At 70.8% G+C, this 17,884-nt stretch carries 11 protein-coding genes; 4 read left to right on the top strand and 7 right to left on the bottom strand.

The genetic code is table 11. The features are described 5' to 3' along the window. Nucleotides 1-165: 165 nt before the first annotated feature. The 3 genes from D7Y15_RS17870 to D7Y15_RS17860 all read left to right on the top strand — a co-directional run bounded on the left by D7Y15_RS17870 (nucleotide 166) and on the right by D7Y15_RS17860 (nucleotide 8,849). Nucleotides 166-1,935 carry an OmpA family protein gene (locus D7Y15_RS17870; RefSeq protein WP_121753341.1) on the top strand — a complete coding sequence of 590 codons (1,770 nt, stop codon included), beginning with the start codon at nucleotides 166-168 and terminating at the stop codon, nucleotides 1,933-1,935. Between the two features lie 60 nt (nucleotides 1,936-1,995). Then, the gene (locus D7Y15_RS46590) at nucleotides 1,996-5,184 is read left to right on the top strand and encodes a DUF4215 domain-containing protein (protein WP_121753340.1); all 3,189 of its coding nucleotides are present in this window, start codon (nucleotides 1,996-1,998) and stop codon (nucleotides 5,182-5,184) included. Nucleotides 5,185-5,306: 122 nt separating this feature from the next. Continuing rightward, nucleotides 5,307-8,849, top strand: coding sequence for a serine/threonine-protein kinase (locus D7Y15_RS17860; protein ID WP_121753354.1), 3,543 nt, complete (start codon nucleotides 5,307-5,309; stop codon nucleotides 8,847-8,849). A 5-nt stretch (nucleotides 8,850-8,854) separates the two neighbouring features. Here the strand turns inward: D7Y15_RS17860 and D7Y15_RS17855 are convergent, their stop codons facing one another. The 4 genes from D7Y15_RS17855 to D7Y15_RS17840 form a co-directional block, all read right to left on the bottom strand. After that, nucleotides 8,855-9,214, bottom strand: coding sequence for a hypothetical protein (locus tag D7Y15_RS17855; RefSeq protein WP_121753339.1), 360 nt, complete (start codon nucleotides 9,212-9,214; stop codon nucleotides 8,855-8,857). A 137-nt stretch (nucleotides 9,215-9,351) separates the two neighbouring features. Further along, nucleotides 9,352-9,729, bottom strand: a complete 378-nt coding sequence (locus D7Y15_RS17850) for a hypothetical protein (protein WP_233604992.1) — start codon at nucleotides 9,727-9,729, stop codon at nucleotides 9,352-9,354. Between the two features lie 141 nt (nucleotides 9,730-9,870). Further along, nucleotides 9,871-10,245 carry a hypothetical protein gene (locus D7Y15_RS17845; RefSeq protein ID WP_233597094.1) on the bottom strand — a complete coding sequence of 125 codons (375 nt, stop codon included), beginning with the start codon at nucleotides 10,243-10,245 and terminating at the stop codon, nucleotides 9,871-9,873. An 18-nt stretch (nucleotides 10,246-10,263) separates the two neighbouring features. Continuing rightward, on the bottom strand, nucleotides 10,264-11,907 hold the full coding sequence (locus D7Y15_RS17840) for a sigma 54-interacting transcriptional regulator (protein ID WP_120577662.1): 1,644 nt from the start codon (nucleotides 11,905-11,907) through the stop codon (nucleotides 10,264-10,266). A 212-nt stretch (nucleotides 11,908-12,119) separates the two neighbouring features. Between D7Y15_RS17840 and D7Y15_RS17835 the strand changes: the two genes are divergently transcribed. Beyond that, nucleotides 12,120-12,833, top strand: a complete 714-nt coding sequence (locus tag D7Y15_RS17835; protein WP_120577663.1) for an HAD family phosphatase — start codon at nucleotides 12,120-12,122, stop codon at nucleotides 12,831-12,833. On the opposite strand, the gene D7Y15_RS17830 is transcribed toward D7Y15_RS17835, so the two are convergent. From D7Y15_RS17830 to D7Y15_RS45800, 3 genes are all read right to left on the bottom strand, one after another. Continuing rightward, complete coding sequence (locus tag D7Y15_RS17830; RefSeq protein WP_233604991.1) at nucleotides 12,805-13,557, bottom strand: hypothetical protein; 753 nt, start codon at nucleotides 13,555-13,557, stop codon at nucleotides 12,805-12,807. The genes D7Y15_RS17835 and D7Y15_RS17830 overlap by 29 nt on opposite strands. 40 nt (nucleotides 13,558-13,597) lie before the next feature. Then, nucleotides 13,598-16,801: a TonB-dependent receptor gene (locus tag D7Y15_RS17825; protein WP_121753337.1), complete on the bottom strand. Its 3,204-nt coding sequence runs from the start codon at nucleotides 16,799-16,801 to the stop codon at nucleotides 13,598-13,600. A gap of 131 nt (nucleotides 16,802-16,932) precedes the next feature. After that, nucleotides 16,933-17,514 (bottom strand): hypothetical protein, encoded by a 582-nt coding sequence (locus tag D7Y15_RS45800; protein ID WP_233597096.1) that lies wholly within the window; start codon nucleotides 17,512-17,514, stop codon nucleotides 16,933-16,935. Between the last annotated feature and the right edge of the window lie 370 nt (nucleotides 17,515-17,884).

Here is a 17,884-nt window from a genome sequence, read left to right as displayed (position 1 = left end):
CATTCCCACCCCCGGGGAGGCCGGCCCCCGCCGCATCCCCGCGTGATTGCTGGACGTTGTCTTCCGAACACCTCCTGGCCCCTGGCATGCAACCGCCTGCGTACCCCTCGCCTGGCGAGGGGACGCGCGACGCTCTTGCGTCCGCGTGTGCATGTGGAGGAACGCTTGTTCGCACGAAGGCATCACCTGGGGCTCGGAGGACTGGCCGTCCTCTGCGCCTTCAGCGCCCAGGCCCAGAGCACCATTCCGGGCGTCGAACTGGAGCGCCTGCAGCTCAACCCCGCCATGCGTGACAGCCTCGTGCTGTCCACCGGTGACCTGCTCCCCGCGGGTCAGTTCCGCATCGGGTTGACGGCGCACTACGAGAACCGGCCCCTCGTCCTGGTGGAGAACGACGAGCGGCAGGCCGACATCATCTCCAACCGCGTGACGACGCACATCACCGCGGCGTACTCCCTCACGAACTGGCTGGAATTGGGCGCGCAGGTGCCCATCGTCGCCCAGTGGGGCCCGGAGACCGCGTCGAATGGCGTGTCCCGTCCCACCACCAGCGCGCTCGGCACGCCGTGGGTCCAGGCGCGCGTGGGCTTCCTCTCCGAGAGCCGGGGCGGACCGATGGACCTGGGTCTGCACCTGGCCGCGGCCCTGCCCCTGGGCAGCAAGGCCGCCCTCACCCGCGACGAGGGCTTCACCTTCTCCCCGCGCCTGGGCGCCGGCAAGCAGCTGGGCGGCACCTTCCGCGTGGGCGCGGACGTCGGCGCGCTCGTGCGCACGAAGACGTACGCGCTGACGCCGCAGACGCAGCCCTACCTCGACGAGATGGGCGTGGAGGTCAACGGCGGCGTCAACCTGTCCGCCGCCCTCTGGGGCCTGCGCGAAGAGGTCATCCTGCGCGGCACCATTCCCACCCAGGACTCGCCCAGCTCGATGGAAGCGCTCCTGGGCCTGCGCGTCCCCACCGCTGACGGCACCGAGTTGTACGTCATGGGCGGCCCGGGCTTTGGCCAGACGCCGGGCACGCCGCGCTTCCGCGTGCTCGCCGGTGTGTCCTTCGGCACGCCTCCCGCGCCCAAGGGCCCCGTCTGTATCGCGGGCCAGCCCCACGTGGCCGCCGAGTGTCCCGACCTGGATGCCGACGGCGACGGCGTGAAGAACCGCGACGACCAGTGCCCCACGACGGCCGGCCTGGCGCAGCTCCAGGGCTGCCCGGACAAGGACGACGACCAGGACGGCATCCCCAACCTGGCGGACAAGTGCCCCACGCAGGCGGAGAACAAGAACGGCTTCGAGGACGAGGACGGCTGCCCGGACGACCCTGACTCCGACGGGGACGGCATCGTGGACTCCAAGGACCAGTGCCCGAAGGAGCCGGAGACGTTCAACGGCTACAAGGACAAGGACGGCTGCCCGGACGTGGAGCCCGACCGTGACGGCGACGGCATCGTGGACCGCCTGGACAACTGCCCGGACGAGCCCGGCACCGAGGCCAACGGCGGCTGCAAGGAGGCGCCCGTCGCGCGCATCGACTCCGGCAGCATCCGCATCATGGAGGCCGTGTTCTTCGAGAACAACAAGGCCGTCATCCAGAAGCGCAGCAACGCGGTACTCGACAAGGTCGCGTCCATCCTCGTGTCCCATCCGGACATCGAGAAGGTGCGCGTGGAAGGCCACACCGACAACACCGGCAAGGCTTCCTACAACCTGGAGCTGTCCCAGAAGCGCGCCGAGGCCGTGGTGGACTACCTCGTGAGCAAGGGCGTGCAGCGCGAGCGGTTGGTGGCGCAGGGCTTCGGGCCCACGCAGCCCATCGCGGACAACGCGAAGGCGGACGGCCGCGCGAAGAACCGCCGCGTCGAGTTCAAGATCGTCGGAGAGGCCGAGGGCGTGCAGACGACGCCGGCCTCCTCCTCTTCCCCCGACACCCTTCAGAAGTAAGGCAGACCGTTCATGCTCAAGACCCTGATGCATACCCTTGTCCGGGGAGATTCACCCCGGATGGCCCTGAGCGCGGGCTTCCACGCGCTGGCCCTGTGTTCGCTGTTCCTCCTCGCGGGCTGCGAGTCGGCCACGCCGCGGCCCGCTGCCTCCGAACCCGTGCTCACGAGCCAGTCGTCCTCGCTCGTGGGTGACGGCCGGCTCCAGCCCGGCGAGCAGTGTGACGACGGCAACACGGTGAGCGGGGACGGCTGTTCGTCCACCGGCACCGTGGAGGCGGGCTACCTGTGCAACGTGCCCGGCAACGCGTGCTCGTTGGCGAGCCTGTGCGGCAACAACGTGGTGAACACCGGCGAGCTGTGCGACGACGGCGACACCGCCAGCGGCAGCAACGGCTGTTCGGCCACGTGTGATTTGTCGCTGTGTGGCAACGGCGTGTTCGACAACCGCCAGTACCCGTCCTACGCGCAGGAGATCTGCGACGACGGCAACCGCTTCGAGGGCGACGGCTGCAGCCGCCAGTGCGAAGTGGAGCCCGGCTTCGCCTGCGCGGGCAGCCCCAGCCGCTGCGTGAGGGCGGGCGTGGCGGTGTTCAACACTGGCGTGGACGCGCAGAACCGCCGCCTGCCCACGGGCGCGGTGGATACGCACTGGTTCTACTCCGGCACCACCACCGGCGCGGACACCGGCGTGCGCAACGCCAACGACTGGCCGCTGGAGATGCAGACCGCGCGCTTCATGGCGCCCCAGGGCCTCCAGACGTGCGTGTACCAGGACTTCCTCATCCCCTCGACGACCCACATCGCGCAGTTCCGCCTGCGCCTGGCCACCTTCAATGACAACCAGTTCGACGGCGCGAAGGTGAACGGCGTGGCCATCTCGCCCGTCACCGTGAACGACCCGCCCGGCCAGCCCTGGCAGAAGAACATCTTCCGCGAGTTCGGCACCAACGCGGCCTGGCACGCGGGCCTCAACCGCATCGAGCTGTGCAACGAGAACGAGGCCAGCCCGCCGAACGCCTTCCGCTACCTCTTCGTGGACGCCTACGACGACCGCTGCGGTGACGGCGCCGTCTCCCCGCGCGAGGAGTGCGACGACGGCAACACCACGGCGGGCGACGGCTGCAACGCCACCTGCGGCATCGAGGCCGGCTATGGCTGCGCCGGCGCGCCCAGCACCTGCGCCAAGACGTGCGGCAACGGCAACCTGAACCCCGGCGAGCAGTGCGACGACGGCAACACCACCGCGAACGACGGCTGCAACGCCAGCTGCCGCGTGGAAGACGGCTACGCCTGCCCCACGCCGGGCCAGGCCTGCGCGGCCACCTGCGGCAACGGCGCCATCAACGCGGGAGAGCAGTGCGACGACGGCAACGTGTTCAGCTCCGACGGCTGCTCCGCGGCGTGCCGCATCGAGACGGGCTACTCCTGCAACGGCACCCCGTCCGTCTGCGCCCCGCTGTGCGGCAACGGCGTGCTCAACGCCGGTGAGCTGTGCGACGACGGCAACACGAACCTGAACGACGGCTGCTCCAACGCCTGCACCCTGGAGCTGGGCTATGCCTGCGCCACGCCGGGCCAGCCCTGCGCGAAGACGTGCGGCAACGGCCACATGGACCCGGGCGAGCAGTGCGACGACGGCAACCTCGCGTCCGGTGACGGCTGCGCCACCGAGTGCCGCGTGGAGGGCGGCTATGCCTGCTCCACGCCGGCCAACGGTCCCTCCGTGTGCGTCCAGTCGTGCGGCAACGGCGCCCTGGATCCGAACGAGACCTGCGACGACGCGGACCAGTCGTCCGGCGACGGCTGCTCCAATGGCTGCCGCGTGGAGACGGGTTACAGCTGCTCGGGTCAGCCCAGCACCTGCACCACCCTCTGCGGCGACGGCATCCGCGCGGGCTCCGAGGCGTGCGACGACGGCAATGCCACGGCGGGCGATGGCTGCAACGCCACCTGCGCCGTGGAGCCGGGCTGGAGCTGCCCCGCCCCTGGCAACGTGTGCTTCAACACCTGCGGCAACGGCACGGTGGACGTAGGCGAGTCGTGCGATGACGGCAACGCGGCCAGCGGCGACGGCTGCAACGCCACCTGCGCCGTGGAGCCGGGCTACAGCTGCAACGGCGCGCCCAGCGCCTGCGGCACCACCTGCGGCGACGGCATCCGCGCGGGCGCCGAGGTGTGCGACGACGGCAACCTGGTGGGCGGAGACACCTGCTCGCCGCGCTGCCTGCTGGAGGTGGGCCAGGCGTGCAACGCGTCCAACGTCTGCGAGGCGTACTGCGACCTGTCCACCCAGTTGTGCGTGGCGCAGGAGCCCCAGCCCGTGACGCCGGCCCCGGTCATCACCGGCCCCACGGCGAACTCCACCGTGACCACCGGCACGCCTCCCATCACCGGTACCAGCGTGCCCAACGCGCAGGTGACGGTGCGTGAGGGCGGCACCGTGGTCTGCACCGCCACCGCCGACGCGGCCGGCAACTGGACCTGCACGCCCACGACGCCGCTTGTGGACGGCCCGCACAACGTGACGGCCACGGCCGAGACGTCCACGAGCACCACCAGCCCCCCGTCCACCGCCGTCCCCTTCATCGTGGACACGGAGGTCCCGGCCCCGGTCATCACCGGCCCCGAGGCGAACACCACGGTGACCACCGGCACGCCCGCCATCACCGGCACCGGCGAGCCCGGCGCGCTGGTGACGGTGCGTGAAGGCACCACCGTCATCTGCACCGCCACCGTGGACGCGGCCGGCAAGTGGAGCTGCGTGCCCACGACGCCGCTGACGGACGGCCCGCACAGCGTGACGGCCACGGCCGAATCGCCCGCGGGCATCACCAGCCCTCCGTCCGCCACCGTCCCCTTCGTGGTGGACAGCGTGGTGCTGGACAACCAGGCCCCGGACACCTCCATCGTGAAGGGCCCGGCGCCGACCACCTCCGACCGCACGGCGGACTTCGAGTACGCCTCCACGGAAGTGGGCTCCACGTTCGAGTGCAGCCTCGACGGTGGCGCCTGGGGCCCGTGCCGTGACAGCTACACCGTCGGCGGCGGGGACCACGTCCTGCGCGTCCGCGCGGTGGACGGCAGCGGCAACACGGATGCGACCCCGGCGGAGTACACCTGGACGGTGGTGAACACGCGCGCCTTCGCGGGCGGCGGGTGCAGCACCGCGCCGGATGCCTCCTGGCTGGCCCTCCTGGGCCTGATGGGAGTGCCGGGGCTGCGCCGCCGTCAGCGCCGCGCCGCATAGCCTCGCGGAGCCCGCCGGAGGGGAGGGCCTACCCCCTTCCCGGGAGCGCCCCCTCGCTCCCTCTCATGGCGCCCTTCCGGCGGCGCTCCCGCGTCCCCCTGCCTTCCCCGTATGCTTCGTCCGTGCCCGGGGCAGGTCATCAAGCGTCTTACGAGGAGGAGGTCCTGCTCGCGCTGGACGAGGGGCTGCTGTCCTCCGAGGAGGCGGCGGCCCTGCGCGAGGAGGCCCTTCGCCTGCACCGCGGGCCCCTGGAGCTGTTGAAGGAACGGGGCCGGCTGACGGAGGACACCCTGGACCTCTTGCGGCAGGACCTGGCTCGCGGCGTCACGGACCGGGGTGAAGCGCCCATCCAGGAGGCCGCCACGCTGGGCACGGCGATTCCGTCCTCGCTGGCCGTGCATGGCGTGCCCTCGTTCCCGGTGCCCGGCTGGGACCGCTACGAGCCCGTGCGCTTCCTGGGGCAGGGCGGCATGGGGCAGGTGTTCCTGGCCTATGACCCGCTGTTGCGCCGCAACGTGGCCCTCAAGTTCGTGCGCGACGGGGACCCGGAGCTGGCCCGCCGCTTCCTGTCCGAGGCCCGTGCCCAGGCCCGCGTGCGCCACGAGCGCGTGTGCGAGGTCTACGAAGTGGGCGAGGTGCGCGGCCACGCCTTCATCGCCATGCGCTACGTGGAGGGCCCGTCGCTGGGGCAGCTCTCCAACTCGCTCACGCTGGAGCAGCGCGTCTGGGTGCTGTGCCAGGCCGCGGAGGGCGTGCACGCCGCGCACCGCGTGGGGCTGGTCCACCGCGACCTGAAGCCCGGCAACATCCTGGTGGAGCGCACGGAGGACGGAGGCTTCACCCCGTTCGTGATGGACTTCGGCCTGGCGCGGGACTGGCGCGAGGACAGCACCACCCCGAACGCGGTGCTGGGCACGCCGCACTACATGCCGCCCGAGCAGGCCCGCGGCGAAGGCCACCGCCTGGACCGCCGCGCGGACGTCTACGCGCTGGGCGCTACATTATATGCGCTGCTCACCGGGCAGCCTCCCTTCACCGGCGGGACGGAGAAGGAGGTGCTCGCGAAGCTCCAGACGGAGCCGCCTCCGCGTCCGCGCGCGCTGGAGCCGGACATCCCGGAGGACCTGGAGGCGGTGGTCCTCAAGTGCCTGGAGAAGGAGCGGCCGCTCCGCTACGACTCCGTGCGCGCCTTCACGGACGACCTGGAGCGCTTCCTGTCCGGCGAGCCGGTGCGAGCCCGCCATGGCGCGCGCTACTGGCTGGGCAAGAAGGTCCGCAAGCACCGCGCGGCGCTGGCGCTGGGCGGCACGGTGATGGCGGTGGTGGCCGGCGCGCTCACGCAAGCGCAGCTCGCGCGCGGAGAGGTGGCCGAACGCGAGCGGCTGGCCCGCGCCTTCACCGAGCGCGTGGAGCGCATCGAGTCCTCGGCGCGCTACTCCGCCCTGTCGCGCCTGCACGACACGCGCAAGGACCGTGAGGCGCTGCGCGCGAGCATGGCCGCGCTGGAGCAGGAGATTTCCCGCGCGGGCGAGCAGGCGGTGGGCCCCGGTGAGTACGCGCTGGGCCGCGCCCTGTTCGCGCTGGATGACCTGGACGGCGCGCGCGCGAAGCTGGAGTCCGCGTGGGCGCACGGCTTCCGCGAGCCCCGCGTGGCCTGGGCGCTGGCTCAGACGCTGGGCCACCTGTACCGCGAGCAGCTGCTGCTGGACGTGGAGCGCCGAGCCCCCGCGCAGCGCGAGGCCCGGCTCAAGGAGCTGAACGGGCGCTACCGCGACCCGGCGCTCGCGTACCTGCGCCAGGCGGAAGGGCCGGACGTGCCCGCGCCGCCGTCGTTCGTGAAGGCTTTGTTCGCCTTCTACGAGGACCGGCCGGAGGACGCGCTGGCGCTGCTGGACGCGCCGGGCACGCAGTCGCCGTGGTTCTACGAGGCGCCGTTGTTGCGCGGCGACATCCTGCTCGCACGCGCCACGCGGCGCTGGAACGGCGGGGACCGCGCGGGTTCGCAGGCGGACCTGGCGCTGAGCCGCGAGGCGTACGCCGCCGCTGTCGCCACCGCGGAGAGCCAGCCCGTGGTGCACTCGGTGCTGGGGCGGTTGGAGCTGGCCGCGCTGGTGATGGAGCTGTACGGCGAGGGAAACATCCTGCCGCACTACGAGCGGGGCCTGGAGGCGCTGTCTCGCGCGCTCGCCGCCGCGCCGGACCATGCCCGCTCGCTGGTGCTGGTGTCGCGCTTCCACCGCCGGCTCGCGGAGCAGCGCACGAACCAGGGCGGGGAGGGCGTGGAGGCGCTGCTGGAGAAGTCCCTGGCCGCGCTGCGCACCGCGGAGGCCGTGGCCACGCCGAGCGAACGCATCCCGCTGGAGCGGGCCCTGACGCATCGCCAGTGGGCGCGCTACCAGCAGCTGCGCGGAGAGGACCCGCGCGGACAGCTGAAGCTCGCGATTGCCTCCTTCGAACAGCTGCGCCCGGAGGACCGCGACTACGCGTTCCACGCCAACCTGGGGCTCGCGTGGCAGGGGCAGGCGGACGCGGAGGCCGCGCGCGGCGGAGACCCGCTGCCGCTGCTGGACAAGGCCATCACTGAGTACCAAGCCGCGCTCCAGCTGAGCGAGCAGCAGCCGTTCTCGTGGATCAACCTGGGCGTCGCGTACCGCAAGCGGGCGGACGCCCGGAACGCGCCGGATGCGATGGGCGACCTGCGCCTCGCGAACAGCGCGCTCACGCGGGCCCTGTCCCTCAACCCGGACAACTTCAGCGCGTGCTTCAACGGCGCGGAGGTGGCGGAGCAGCTCGCGCGAGCCCGCTACCTGAAGGGCGAGGACGTGAGCGTGGACCTGGAGCGCGCCCTGACGCTGTACCGGCAGGGGCTGGCGCTCAACGCGAAGCAGCCCGCGCTCCACAACGCGCTGGGCTCCGCGGTGTTCTGGCAGGCGGAACTGCGCGCGGAGGAGGGCGGCGACACGAAGGCCCTGCTCGACGAGGCGAAGGCGTCCTTCGAGAAGGCCCGCGCCCTGGCGCCCACGCAGGGCTTCGCCTTCAACAACCTGGGCGAGTGGGAGGTCTTCCGCGCGGAGCTCCAGCTCGCGAAGGGCGAGGACCCGAGCGTCGCGCTGCGCGCCGCGGTGGACGACTACTCGGAGGCGCTGAAGCGGCTGCCGGACGACGCGGACCTGCTGGCGAACCTGGGCAAGGCCTGGGTGCGCCACGCGGCGTGGACGCTGTCACAGGCGGGAAATCCGGCGGCGGAGCTGACGAAGGCGGAGACGGCGCTGAACCGGGCCCGCGAGCAGAACCCGCGCCTGGGCAATGCCTGGCGCTACCTGGCGGAGGCTTCCGGCGTCCGTGCGCGTTGGATGGCGCGGGGCCACGGGGCGGCGGACGGCGAGTTCACGCGCGCGGCGGAGGCCTTCGAGGAGGCGCTGAAGCTCGACCCCAGGCTGGAGTACCGGCTCGCGGCGGCGGAGCTCCACGGCGCATGGGCGCGGTGGCGCATCCGTGAAGGGCAGGACGCGACGGCCGGGCTGACGCGAGGGCTGGCGCTGGCCGATGCGGTGGTGTCGGCCCGTCCCCGGTGGAATCACGCGCGCGAGGTGAGGGCCGGCCTGGCAGCGCTTCGTGCCGGACCCCCGACCCCGGAGAGCGTGGTCGACGCACCCACGCCCTGAGGAGACTACCGGCGGACCTCCGCCGGCGGATCGCTCGTCACATCGATGCCGCCGTTCTTGCGGTCCGATTGCCCCTCGATGGAGCTGTCGTCCTGGGCCCTGCGCGTGTGGATGCGCACCTGGAAGGGATGCATCCCGCGCTTCGCGTGGGAGGCGACGGTCAGCGGCACGGGCACCGCGTTGTCGCTGGTCAGCTTGAACGGGCTCCGCGCGGTGAAGCAATCATCGTGGTGGAGCGACACGATCGCGGTGGCGTCAGCCGCGTAACCAGCCATCACGAAGACCACCAGGTCGCCGTGCTTCACCTCCGGCGACGGGTCGTAGGTGATGTCCTTGGGGGAGAGAGTCACTGTCATGAGGGCCATAGGCCCGGACTGCACTGCATCGCCTGTACCAGTGCGCGGACCGTGAACACCGCTGGGATGTTTCACGGCCGCGACACGGGACAGGACCCCGGACACGTCAATGACAGGGCACGGTCCGGGGCTGACGTGTCCGCCGGTTAGGCGCGCTCCTCCGGCGGGTCGCTGGTCACGTCGATGCCGCCGTTCTTCCGGTCCAGCTTGAGCGGACCGACCTTGTCCTCGCTCCGGGTGCTCGACCCATCGTCGATGGTCGCGTCGAATTCGTAGATCCGCTTCACCGCCGTCATCGAGACGTTCAGCGGGGAGGTCGCCAGCGCGTGGGTCCCTCCGAGCTCGTACGGGTACGGGTTCGAGGCGGAAACGGTGAGGCAGTTCCCGTGGGGGAACGTGATGGTGGCGGTCGCGCCCGGAGGGTAGCTGCCCAGCGAGAAGATCACCGTGTCACCGTGTTTCACTTCCGGACCGGGGCTGTAGGTGACGGGAACCGTGGAGAGGTCGACTGTGATGTTGGCCATAGGTCCGCGCAGCATTGCAGCCCCCGTACCAACATGCATGGCTTGAATACGTGCTCGGATGTTTCACGGCTGCGACAGCGGACGCGCGCTCCCGGACGTGTCAGTGACACGTCACGGTCCGGGAGCTGACGTGTCCGGCGTCTACCGGAGCAGCTCCTTCGGCGGGTCGCTGGTCACGTCGATGCCGCCGTTCTTCCGGTCCCACTCGTGGCCCTTGCGGGCCTGGGACTCCTGGCCGTTGTTGAAGTCGACGTCGAAGGCATAGACCCCGCGCGAGGCCGTTAGGGCGACGGTCAGGGGCGAGGTCGCCATCGTCGCGCCTCCCAGCGTGTACGGGCCGGACGTGGTGAGGCAGGTGCCGTCGGGGAACGTCACGGTGGCGGTGGCGCTGACCGCGTTGCCCAACGTGAAGACCACCTTGTCGCCGTGCTTCACATCGGGGCTGGGGCTGTAGCTGACAGGGGTCGTGGAGACGTCGATGGTGATGGTGTTGGTGGGCATGGTGCGGGTGGACATTGCAGACGCCGTACCAGCTCAGCTCGCGTCCAATCCCAGCTCACGCACGCGGCGATGGAGCGCGCGGCGGGAGACCTCCAGCTTCTGCACCATGCGGTCCAGGTCGCCCTCGCATTCGTGGAAGCAGCGGGTGATCTCCTCCGGGCTCAGGTCGCGCGCGGTCCGCAGGAGCGAGCTCTTGTCGATGAGCACGTACACGGAGGAGCGCGGGATGCCTAGCCAGTCCGCCGTGGCCTTCAAGTCCCACGCACAGGCGCGCAGGGCCTCCAGCACCTCCTGCTCGCTCACCTCCGACGGCTTGCGCCGCGCGGGTGCGCGCGTCTCCGAAGGCGCGGGCGTGTCCTCCGAGGCAGGGGAGGGCGACCGCTCGGTCAGGGGTTGTCCGGGGATGGGGAGCGCGTCGGCGTCCAGTGACTGCTCCAGCCGCGCATCCACGCGCAGCCCGGGTAGTCCCCGGCTTCCAATCACGAGCTGCCGCGCGACGTTGCGAAGCTGGCGCACGTTGCCGGGCCACGCGGAGCGCACCAGCCGCGCGGCGAGCGACGCGGGCAGCCACGGCTCCGCGCGCGCATCCGAGGAGCTCAGCCTCCCCGCCTCGCCCGTGGACTCCAGCTCCTGGCGCGCGAAGTGGAGGAACAGCGGCGCGATGTCCTCGCGGCGCTCGCGCAGCGGCGGCACGGTGATTTCGAAGCCCGCCAGCCGGTGCAGCAGCGGGGCCTTGAAGTGGCCGTCGCGGATGTGCGCCTCCAGGTCCGCGTCCGTGGCGGTGACGAGCCGCACGTCCACGCGCACCGGGGTCTGCGCGCCCACGGGATAGACCTCCTGGGTCTCCAGCACGCGCAGCAGCGCAGCCTGGACCTCCGGGGGCGCCTCCGCCACCTCGTCCAGGAAGAGCGTGCCGCCGTGGGCCGCGCGGAAGAAGCCCTCCCGGTCGCGCGCGGCGCCGGTGAACGCACCCCGCACCGCGCCGAACAGCTCCGCGGCGATGAGGTCCTTGGCCAGGGCGCCCAGGTTGACGCTGACGAAGGGCCCGGCGCGGCGCGGGCTCCGCGCGTGGAGCGCGCGCGCCACCAGCTCCTTGCCCGTACCCGTCTCGCCCCGCACCAGCACGGGGACCAGGAGGTCGGCCACGCGCAGCACGTCCTCGCGCACGCGGACGACGCCCTCGCTGTCGCCCACCATGCCCAGCCCCGCCAGCTCCGTCTGGGCACTGGCGCCGCGCACGGTGGCCTGGTGCAGCAGCAGCGCCACGCGCCCGGCGAGCACCAGCGGCACGCCTGCCACCAGCGCCTGCGCGGGGAACTCCCGCCCGCCGCGCACCGGCTCGCTGCCCACCCACACCGGCGTCCCGCCCTCCGGCACCCGCAGCCGCACGCTGCCGTCCGTCCCCGCCTCGAAGCGCACCGGAGTCCGGCTGAGGAAGGGGTCACCCAGGGGCAACGCCAGCACCGCCCCCGGACGGCTGAAGTCCGGTGCGTTGCGGGACAGGGCCACCGCGCGCTCTCCGGACAGCAACCCGTCCAGCAGCAGCCGCTCCCCGATGCGCTGGGGCTGGGCATGGCCAATGAGCGTCAACGCCGGCATCACCTGGGCGGCCTGTGAAGGCGTGCCCTGGGTGCGGACGGCGGTCGTGGAGAAGTTCGTGGGGTTCTTGAGCGGCATGGACCTCCCAGGCAGCCTACAACGGGCTGGCTGCCCCGGGGCCTGGCAGGCGGCGTTCCTTCGCGCTCCTACCTGCTCCGGCGGGGAGCCGTCCCCACGTCTGCTCGCAAGGTGGGCACGGGCCGTAGGAGCGGGAGCCACGCCCGCGCCCCATCCAATGAATAGGTTTGTGGCGCGTGCCGTGTGGTTCTTCGAGAGGGAGCGCGACCTTCATGACTCCATCGAACTCGAACATCCCTGTCTTCGGCGCCGTCCTCTTCGACCTGGACGGCGTCGTCATCGACACGACCGAACTGCACTACCGCGTCTGGGATGAGTTCGCTCGCGAGCGGGGCTACGTGCCCACGCGCGAGCAGCTGCTCGCCACCAACGGCCTGCGGGCCGGGGAGACGCTGCGCGCGTGGTTCGGCGCGGAGTTGGATGACGAGCAGGTGGCCGTGCTCACGGACGACCGGGAGCGGGCCTTCCACCGGCTGCTCGACCACGAGCCGGTGTCCCCCGTCCCCGGCGTGGGCGCCTACCTGATGTCCTTGAAGCGGGCGGGCGTGCCCTGGGCCCTGGGCACGAGCGCCCTGGCCCAGAACGCGGAGCGGGCCCTGGAGCGAGTGGGGCTGGAGCACCTGTTCCCCGTGCGCGTGACGTCCACGGACGTGTCGCGGGGCAAGCCGGATCCCGAGGTGTACCTCAAGGCCTCCGCCGCGCTGGGCGTCCCGCCGCACGCGTGCGTGGTGTTCGAGGACGCGGTGGCGGGGTTGAGGGCCGCGCGGGCCGCGGGCGCGGCGTGTGTCGCCGTCGCCACGTCGTTCCCGCGCGAGGTCCTGGTGCGCGAGCGGCCGGACTGGCTGGTGAAGGACTTCCGGGACCTGCCGCAGGCGCTGCGTCCCGGAAGTCACGGCTTCACGGCGCCGACGGCACCTCACCCGTGAGCACGCAGATGAGCGCGTCCGGGTCGCACTTCACGGGGAACAGCGGGTTGATGCCGGAGCCGCGCAGCCGGCCCGCGTCGTAGTCCGCGTACGGGTCGCACAGCGCGTCGTCCGGCAGCTTCGTGGCGCTGTTCTGGCACTTCACCACCGGCCAGATGCCCTTCACGGTGTACTCGGCGCTGCAGCCGTTCTCCGAGTACACGAGGTCCGCGGTGAACTGCGTGCCCGGAATCTCTGGCGTGTTGTAGATGCGCAGGTTGCTCCACGCGTAGCCGAAGTCCTGCGCGGGCAGCGGGCCGCCGTCAGGCGCCGTGGAAGCGGGCACCTCCAGCCGCGTGGGCGTCAGGGCCGGCACCGAGCAGAAGTGGTCCGCCCCCGGCGTCACGGAGGCGAAGGGGCCCACCGCGGTGGCGGTCGCCTTCGAGTCCTCCGTCAGCCGGGACGCGAAGTCCGCCAGCAACTTGCCCAGCCGCGCGCTGCGCACGCCCACGGTGTCGGGCGCGGCCGGGTCCGGGCTGAAGAACTTCTGCAGCCCCAGCGGCTCTGGCTTCAGCTGCGCGCAGACAAGGTCCGGGTTCTGCCCGGGCTTGAGCTGGTACGTCGCGGCGAACGAGCCGGTGGAGCCGTCCGACACGGCGCGAGCCACGACGCACTCGGGCTCCGGTTCGCTGCCGCACGCACCCACGGCGACGGCCGCCGCCGCGAGCCCTGCACTCACTGCCATCCAACGAAACTTCATCGCGGGAGTCCTCATGGCTCAAGACCTAGAAGCTGAGCTTCGCGCCCAGGCGGATGGAGCGCGGAGCCTGGTAGGCGGTGGGCCGCTTGAAGTTGGGGTTGATGTCCGCCTCGCCAATGGGCTGGTTCGTGGCGGTGGAGATGACCTTGCAGTGGGGGTTGCCGTTGGTGAGGCAGGCGGTGAGGTCGTCCGGCTTGCCGCCCTGCTCGATGGCATACACGCGCGTGGTGGTGAAGGTCTGGTCCACGTCCGTGTACTGCTGGAAGTTGAAGAGGTTGAACACGTCCAGGGACACCGTGAGGACGTAGTCCTTCACCAGCCGCTGGTTGAGGCCCACGTGCCCGTCCACGCCGTGCACCCAGGGCAGCCGCCCCGCGCTGCCGCGCGGCAGGATGAACGTCTCCGAACCGCTGCGGCGCGGGTGCGCGCCCAGGTAGTTGAGCGGCGCGCCGGAGCGCGCCCGGTAGTTGCCGCCCACGTTGATGCTGGTGCTCGGCCCCAGCACCAGCTCCTTCGCGGCGAACACCTTGAAGGAATGCGTGCGGTCTCCGGGCAGCTGGCCCTCGCGGTTGACGGTGAGCGACACCAGGTCGAAGTCGCGCGTGAGGTTGGGGGACAGCTGGCCGGTGTCCGCGCGGAACAGGCCGGAGTAGTTCCCGCGCAGGGTGGACCAGGTGTAGCTGCCCTGGGCCAGCCACCCGTTGGTGAAGGCGCGCTGGAAGTAGAGGTTGACCGCGTCGTACTCGCGCCGGGCCAGCGGGAAGTCCGTGGAGTAGCCCTTGCCCGGGTTGCCCAGGAAGAAGGTGCTGCCGTCGTCGCGGCTCATGTCCTCGATGACGTCGTTGAGGTAGCGCCGGGTGTACGTGGCGCCCAGGCGGCTCGCGGTGAAGAGCTCGTACTCACCGCCCAGCACGAACTCGTCCGCGGACTGGGCGCGAATCTGGGGATCCACCGGCACGCGGTCGCCGCCCTGCGCGTCCCACAGCTGGTTGGGGCTCTCGCGGTTGCCAATGGGCTGGCGGTTGACGTTCTGGGTGCAGTCCCCGAGCAGCGAATCCTCACGGGAGGGAACGCACGGGGGCGAGTCGTAGGTGGCGGACAGCAGCTGCTGCTGCGGGAAGGACAGGTCCGCCATGTCCAGGGGGACGTTCTCGAAGAAGCGCGCGTAGTTGGCGAAGAGCTTGGCGCGGCCACTCTGCGTCGGGTCGTAGATGACGCCCAGGCGCGGGGACCACTGGTTGGGCAGGTGCAGGCCCACCTCGCCGTCCAGGCCGTAGATGGTCTGCACGTCGTAGCGCAGGCCCACGTTGACGGTGACCTTGTCCATGACGGACCAGCTGTCCTGGAGGAAGCCGCCCACGGTGGTGGACGTGGAGGTGCCTTCCTTGTTGGGCAGGAACACCGGGATGTCAGGGCCCTGCAGGTAGCCGTACTGGTTGAGGCTGAAGAAGCAGTCGCCGCCGGTGCACTCCTGCCAGGGCGTGAGGCCGGTGCGCGCGCGCTTGTTGTAGAAGCTCATCCGCTCGATGTCCGCGCCCGCCTTGAGGATGTGGTGGCCCAGGGCCTCCAGCAGGTACGTGCCCATCACCTTGCCCTGCACGCGGTCCAGCCGCTGGATGCTGATGGTGCCGGGGCCGCCCGTGGAGTAGGCCGCCACGGGGCAGCGCAGCCGCTGCTCCTCGGGCGTGGTGCCGCAGGCGTCCGCGTACGGGAGCGTCTCGAACTCGTTGATGGTGTGGAACCCCGGGTTGCGGGTGCGGCGCCAGGCGATGTTGGACTTCGCGGACAGGCCCTCGCCGGAGCCCAGGCCGGAGCCGTCCGACGGGAGGATGGAGTCCGCCTGATGGTGCCAGCCGAGCGTCGCGTCCACGAGCAGCTTCTTGTCGAAGAAGGACGACGCCTGCTTCGCGACGATGTCCATGGCGCTGTTGCTGCGCCGGGTGGCGATGGCTTCATACGCGCCCTGCACGAAGGCGGTGCACGACAGGCTGGTGCACACCTCCGGCTCGCCGTCGTCGCTGAAGGAGTACTTGCCGCTGCCGCCGGAGGAGCGCGGCGTGCCGAACACGGACACGGACAGGCTGTGGTCCGGGTTGAAGTTGTAGGTGAGCTTGCCCAGGTACTGCACGCTGCGCTCGTCGGCGAAGCGGCTGGTGCGGCTGCCTTCGATGGGGTTCACCTGGGAGAAGCCGGTGGTGGGGTCCTTGCGGCGCGCGCCCACGGCGGAGCAGCCGTTCTCGGGGTCCACCTCCGAGCACAGCTCGTAGCTGCTGAGCTGGCGGTCCACCTGGATGCGATTGAAGGACGGCGCGACGCCCACGTAGAACCAGAGCTTGTCCTTGAGGAGGGGGCCGCCCAGGTCGAAGCCGAAGTCGCCCAGGTTGTGGGCGCTGCCCTGCGCGGAGATGACGCTGCCTTCGCGCAGGATTTCCTTGCCGGACGTCTGGAACGCGCCGGGCGCGTAGTTGGCGAAGACGGAGCCGTGGAACTCGTTGGAGCCGGACTTGGTGACGACGTTGAGCACGCCGCCGGTGGAGCGGCCGTACTCCGGCATGTAGCCGCCGGTGATGATGTTGACCTCCTTCACGAACTCCACGGACAGGGGAGTGCCCAGCGTGCCCACGCCGGGGTCGTTCACGGACAGGCCGTCCACGACGTACTGGCTCTCGGGTGAGGAGCTGCCGCTGATGCTCACGCCGTAGCGGTCCTCGGTGGCGCCGGGGGCCAGCTCGGCCAGGCCCTCGAAGGAGCGGGACGCGGAGCCCTTGGTGCCGGGGCGGATGACGGCGATGTTGCGGATGAAGTCCTGGTCCACGGTGACGCCCGCGGCGCTGGAGCCCACGTCCAGGGTCGGAGGCGAGCCGACGACCTCGACGTCGGAGCTCAGGGCGTCCGGAGCCAGCTCCGCGTTGAAGCGGATGGTGCGGTCGATGCGCAGCAGGATGCCGTCGCGGGCATAGGGCTGATAGCCCTGGGCCTCGAAGCGCAGCGTGTACGTGCCCGGCGGAAGCTGGGGGATGCGGTACAGGCCGCTCTTGTCGGAGAGCACGGTGCGCTCGCCCTGCAACTGGGGCGAGGTGGCGGTGACCACGACATCCACCAGCGGCTTCTTGTCGAGCGTGTTCGTCAGGGTCCCGGTGATGACCGAGTTGCCCTGGGCCCAGGCCCCGGCTCCCCACAACACGACCATGAGCCACAGCCCACGGATGAATCGGATTCGTCTGGACACGGCTGCGCCCCTCCCGGCGAAGGCGGCGAACTCTGTCGCAAAACGTGAGAAATCCACCAGCCCAAATCAAAAAGACTTTGCCGCCAGAGCGGAAAACGGCTGGCCCGCTGCGTCAGGCCGGGGGAGGGAGCTCAGAGGATGTTCCCGGGCTCGGAGGTGAAGAGCGCGTGGAAGAGCGTGGTCTCCGGCGGCTTCATGAAGTTGACGTAGAGTGGAACGGGCGTCTGGGCGACTTCGAGCGGCAGGGCGGTGGCGCCGAACTCAGCTTCGATGTGTCGGGCGACGGTGTCCGCGATGCCTTGCAGCTCCAGCGGGACGGGGCCGAGGAAGACCTTCGACTCCATGAGGTGCTTCCCCAGGAAGACCCGGCGAACGCAGTGCACGGTGTAGAGGGGGGCCAAGATGCTGAGGTACCCGGCGACCGTCCAGGTGATCTGCGGGCGCATCATGTCCTTCGCCTGATGCGGGTAGACCAGCACGCAGAAGCTGGGGTTTGCCAGGCCCGGCGCGTAGTCCCAGGCATCGCAATCGGGAATCGCTGCTCGAAGCGTCTTCACGAAGGCCCCCCAGCGGGGCCTTTCCACATCCTTCTCCTCCCAGAGGGCTTGGTAGCGAAGATCCTCGGGACCGGGTTCTTGCCGGAAGACATAGGCTTGGTCGGTGCCCCAGTAGAGACGAGCAATCGCGAGCAATTCTTCGGCGGAAGGCGTCATGGCTTCCTGGCCTTGGAGTTGAAGGAGAGGGTTGCTGGGTGGCACTGCTGCCTGACTCGCGAGCCAAGGATGGCCCCATCAAGCCCGATCCCGAAGGTGGTCCTGAACTCCTCACACGCGAGCCCGAGGGCTGTCACCGGCGTGGTCGAACTGAACACGGTCTGAGCCGCCAGATTGGCGCAATTCGCCGAGATGCGTTGGGCCAGTTCCACCTGAATGGCTCCCAGCGCTGCTGTCTCCAGGCTGAGTGATCCCCGCATTTAAGCGAGCGGATCGCCAGACGCCTACCTGACAGCTGCGTGCGAGGCGGAGTGGTGGGGAGCAGTAAGAGAGGCCATGCGGGGACGCAAAGTGGCCATCAACGAAGAGC

Origin of the sequence: Corallococcus sp. AB030 (assembly GCF_003668965.1) — a bacterium.
In the GTDB taxonomy this organism is placed as follows: domain Bacteria; phylum Myxococcota; class Myxococcia; order Myxococcales; family Myxococcaceae; genus Corallococcus; species Corallococcus exiguus.
The sequence above is the reverse complement of the archived record's forward strand: the minus strand, read 5'-3'. Positions and strand labels throughout refer to the sequence as shown.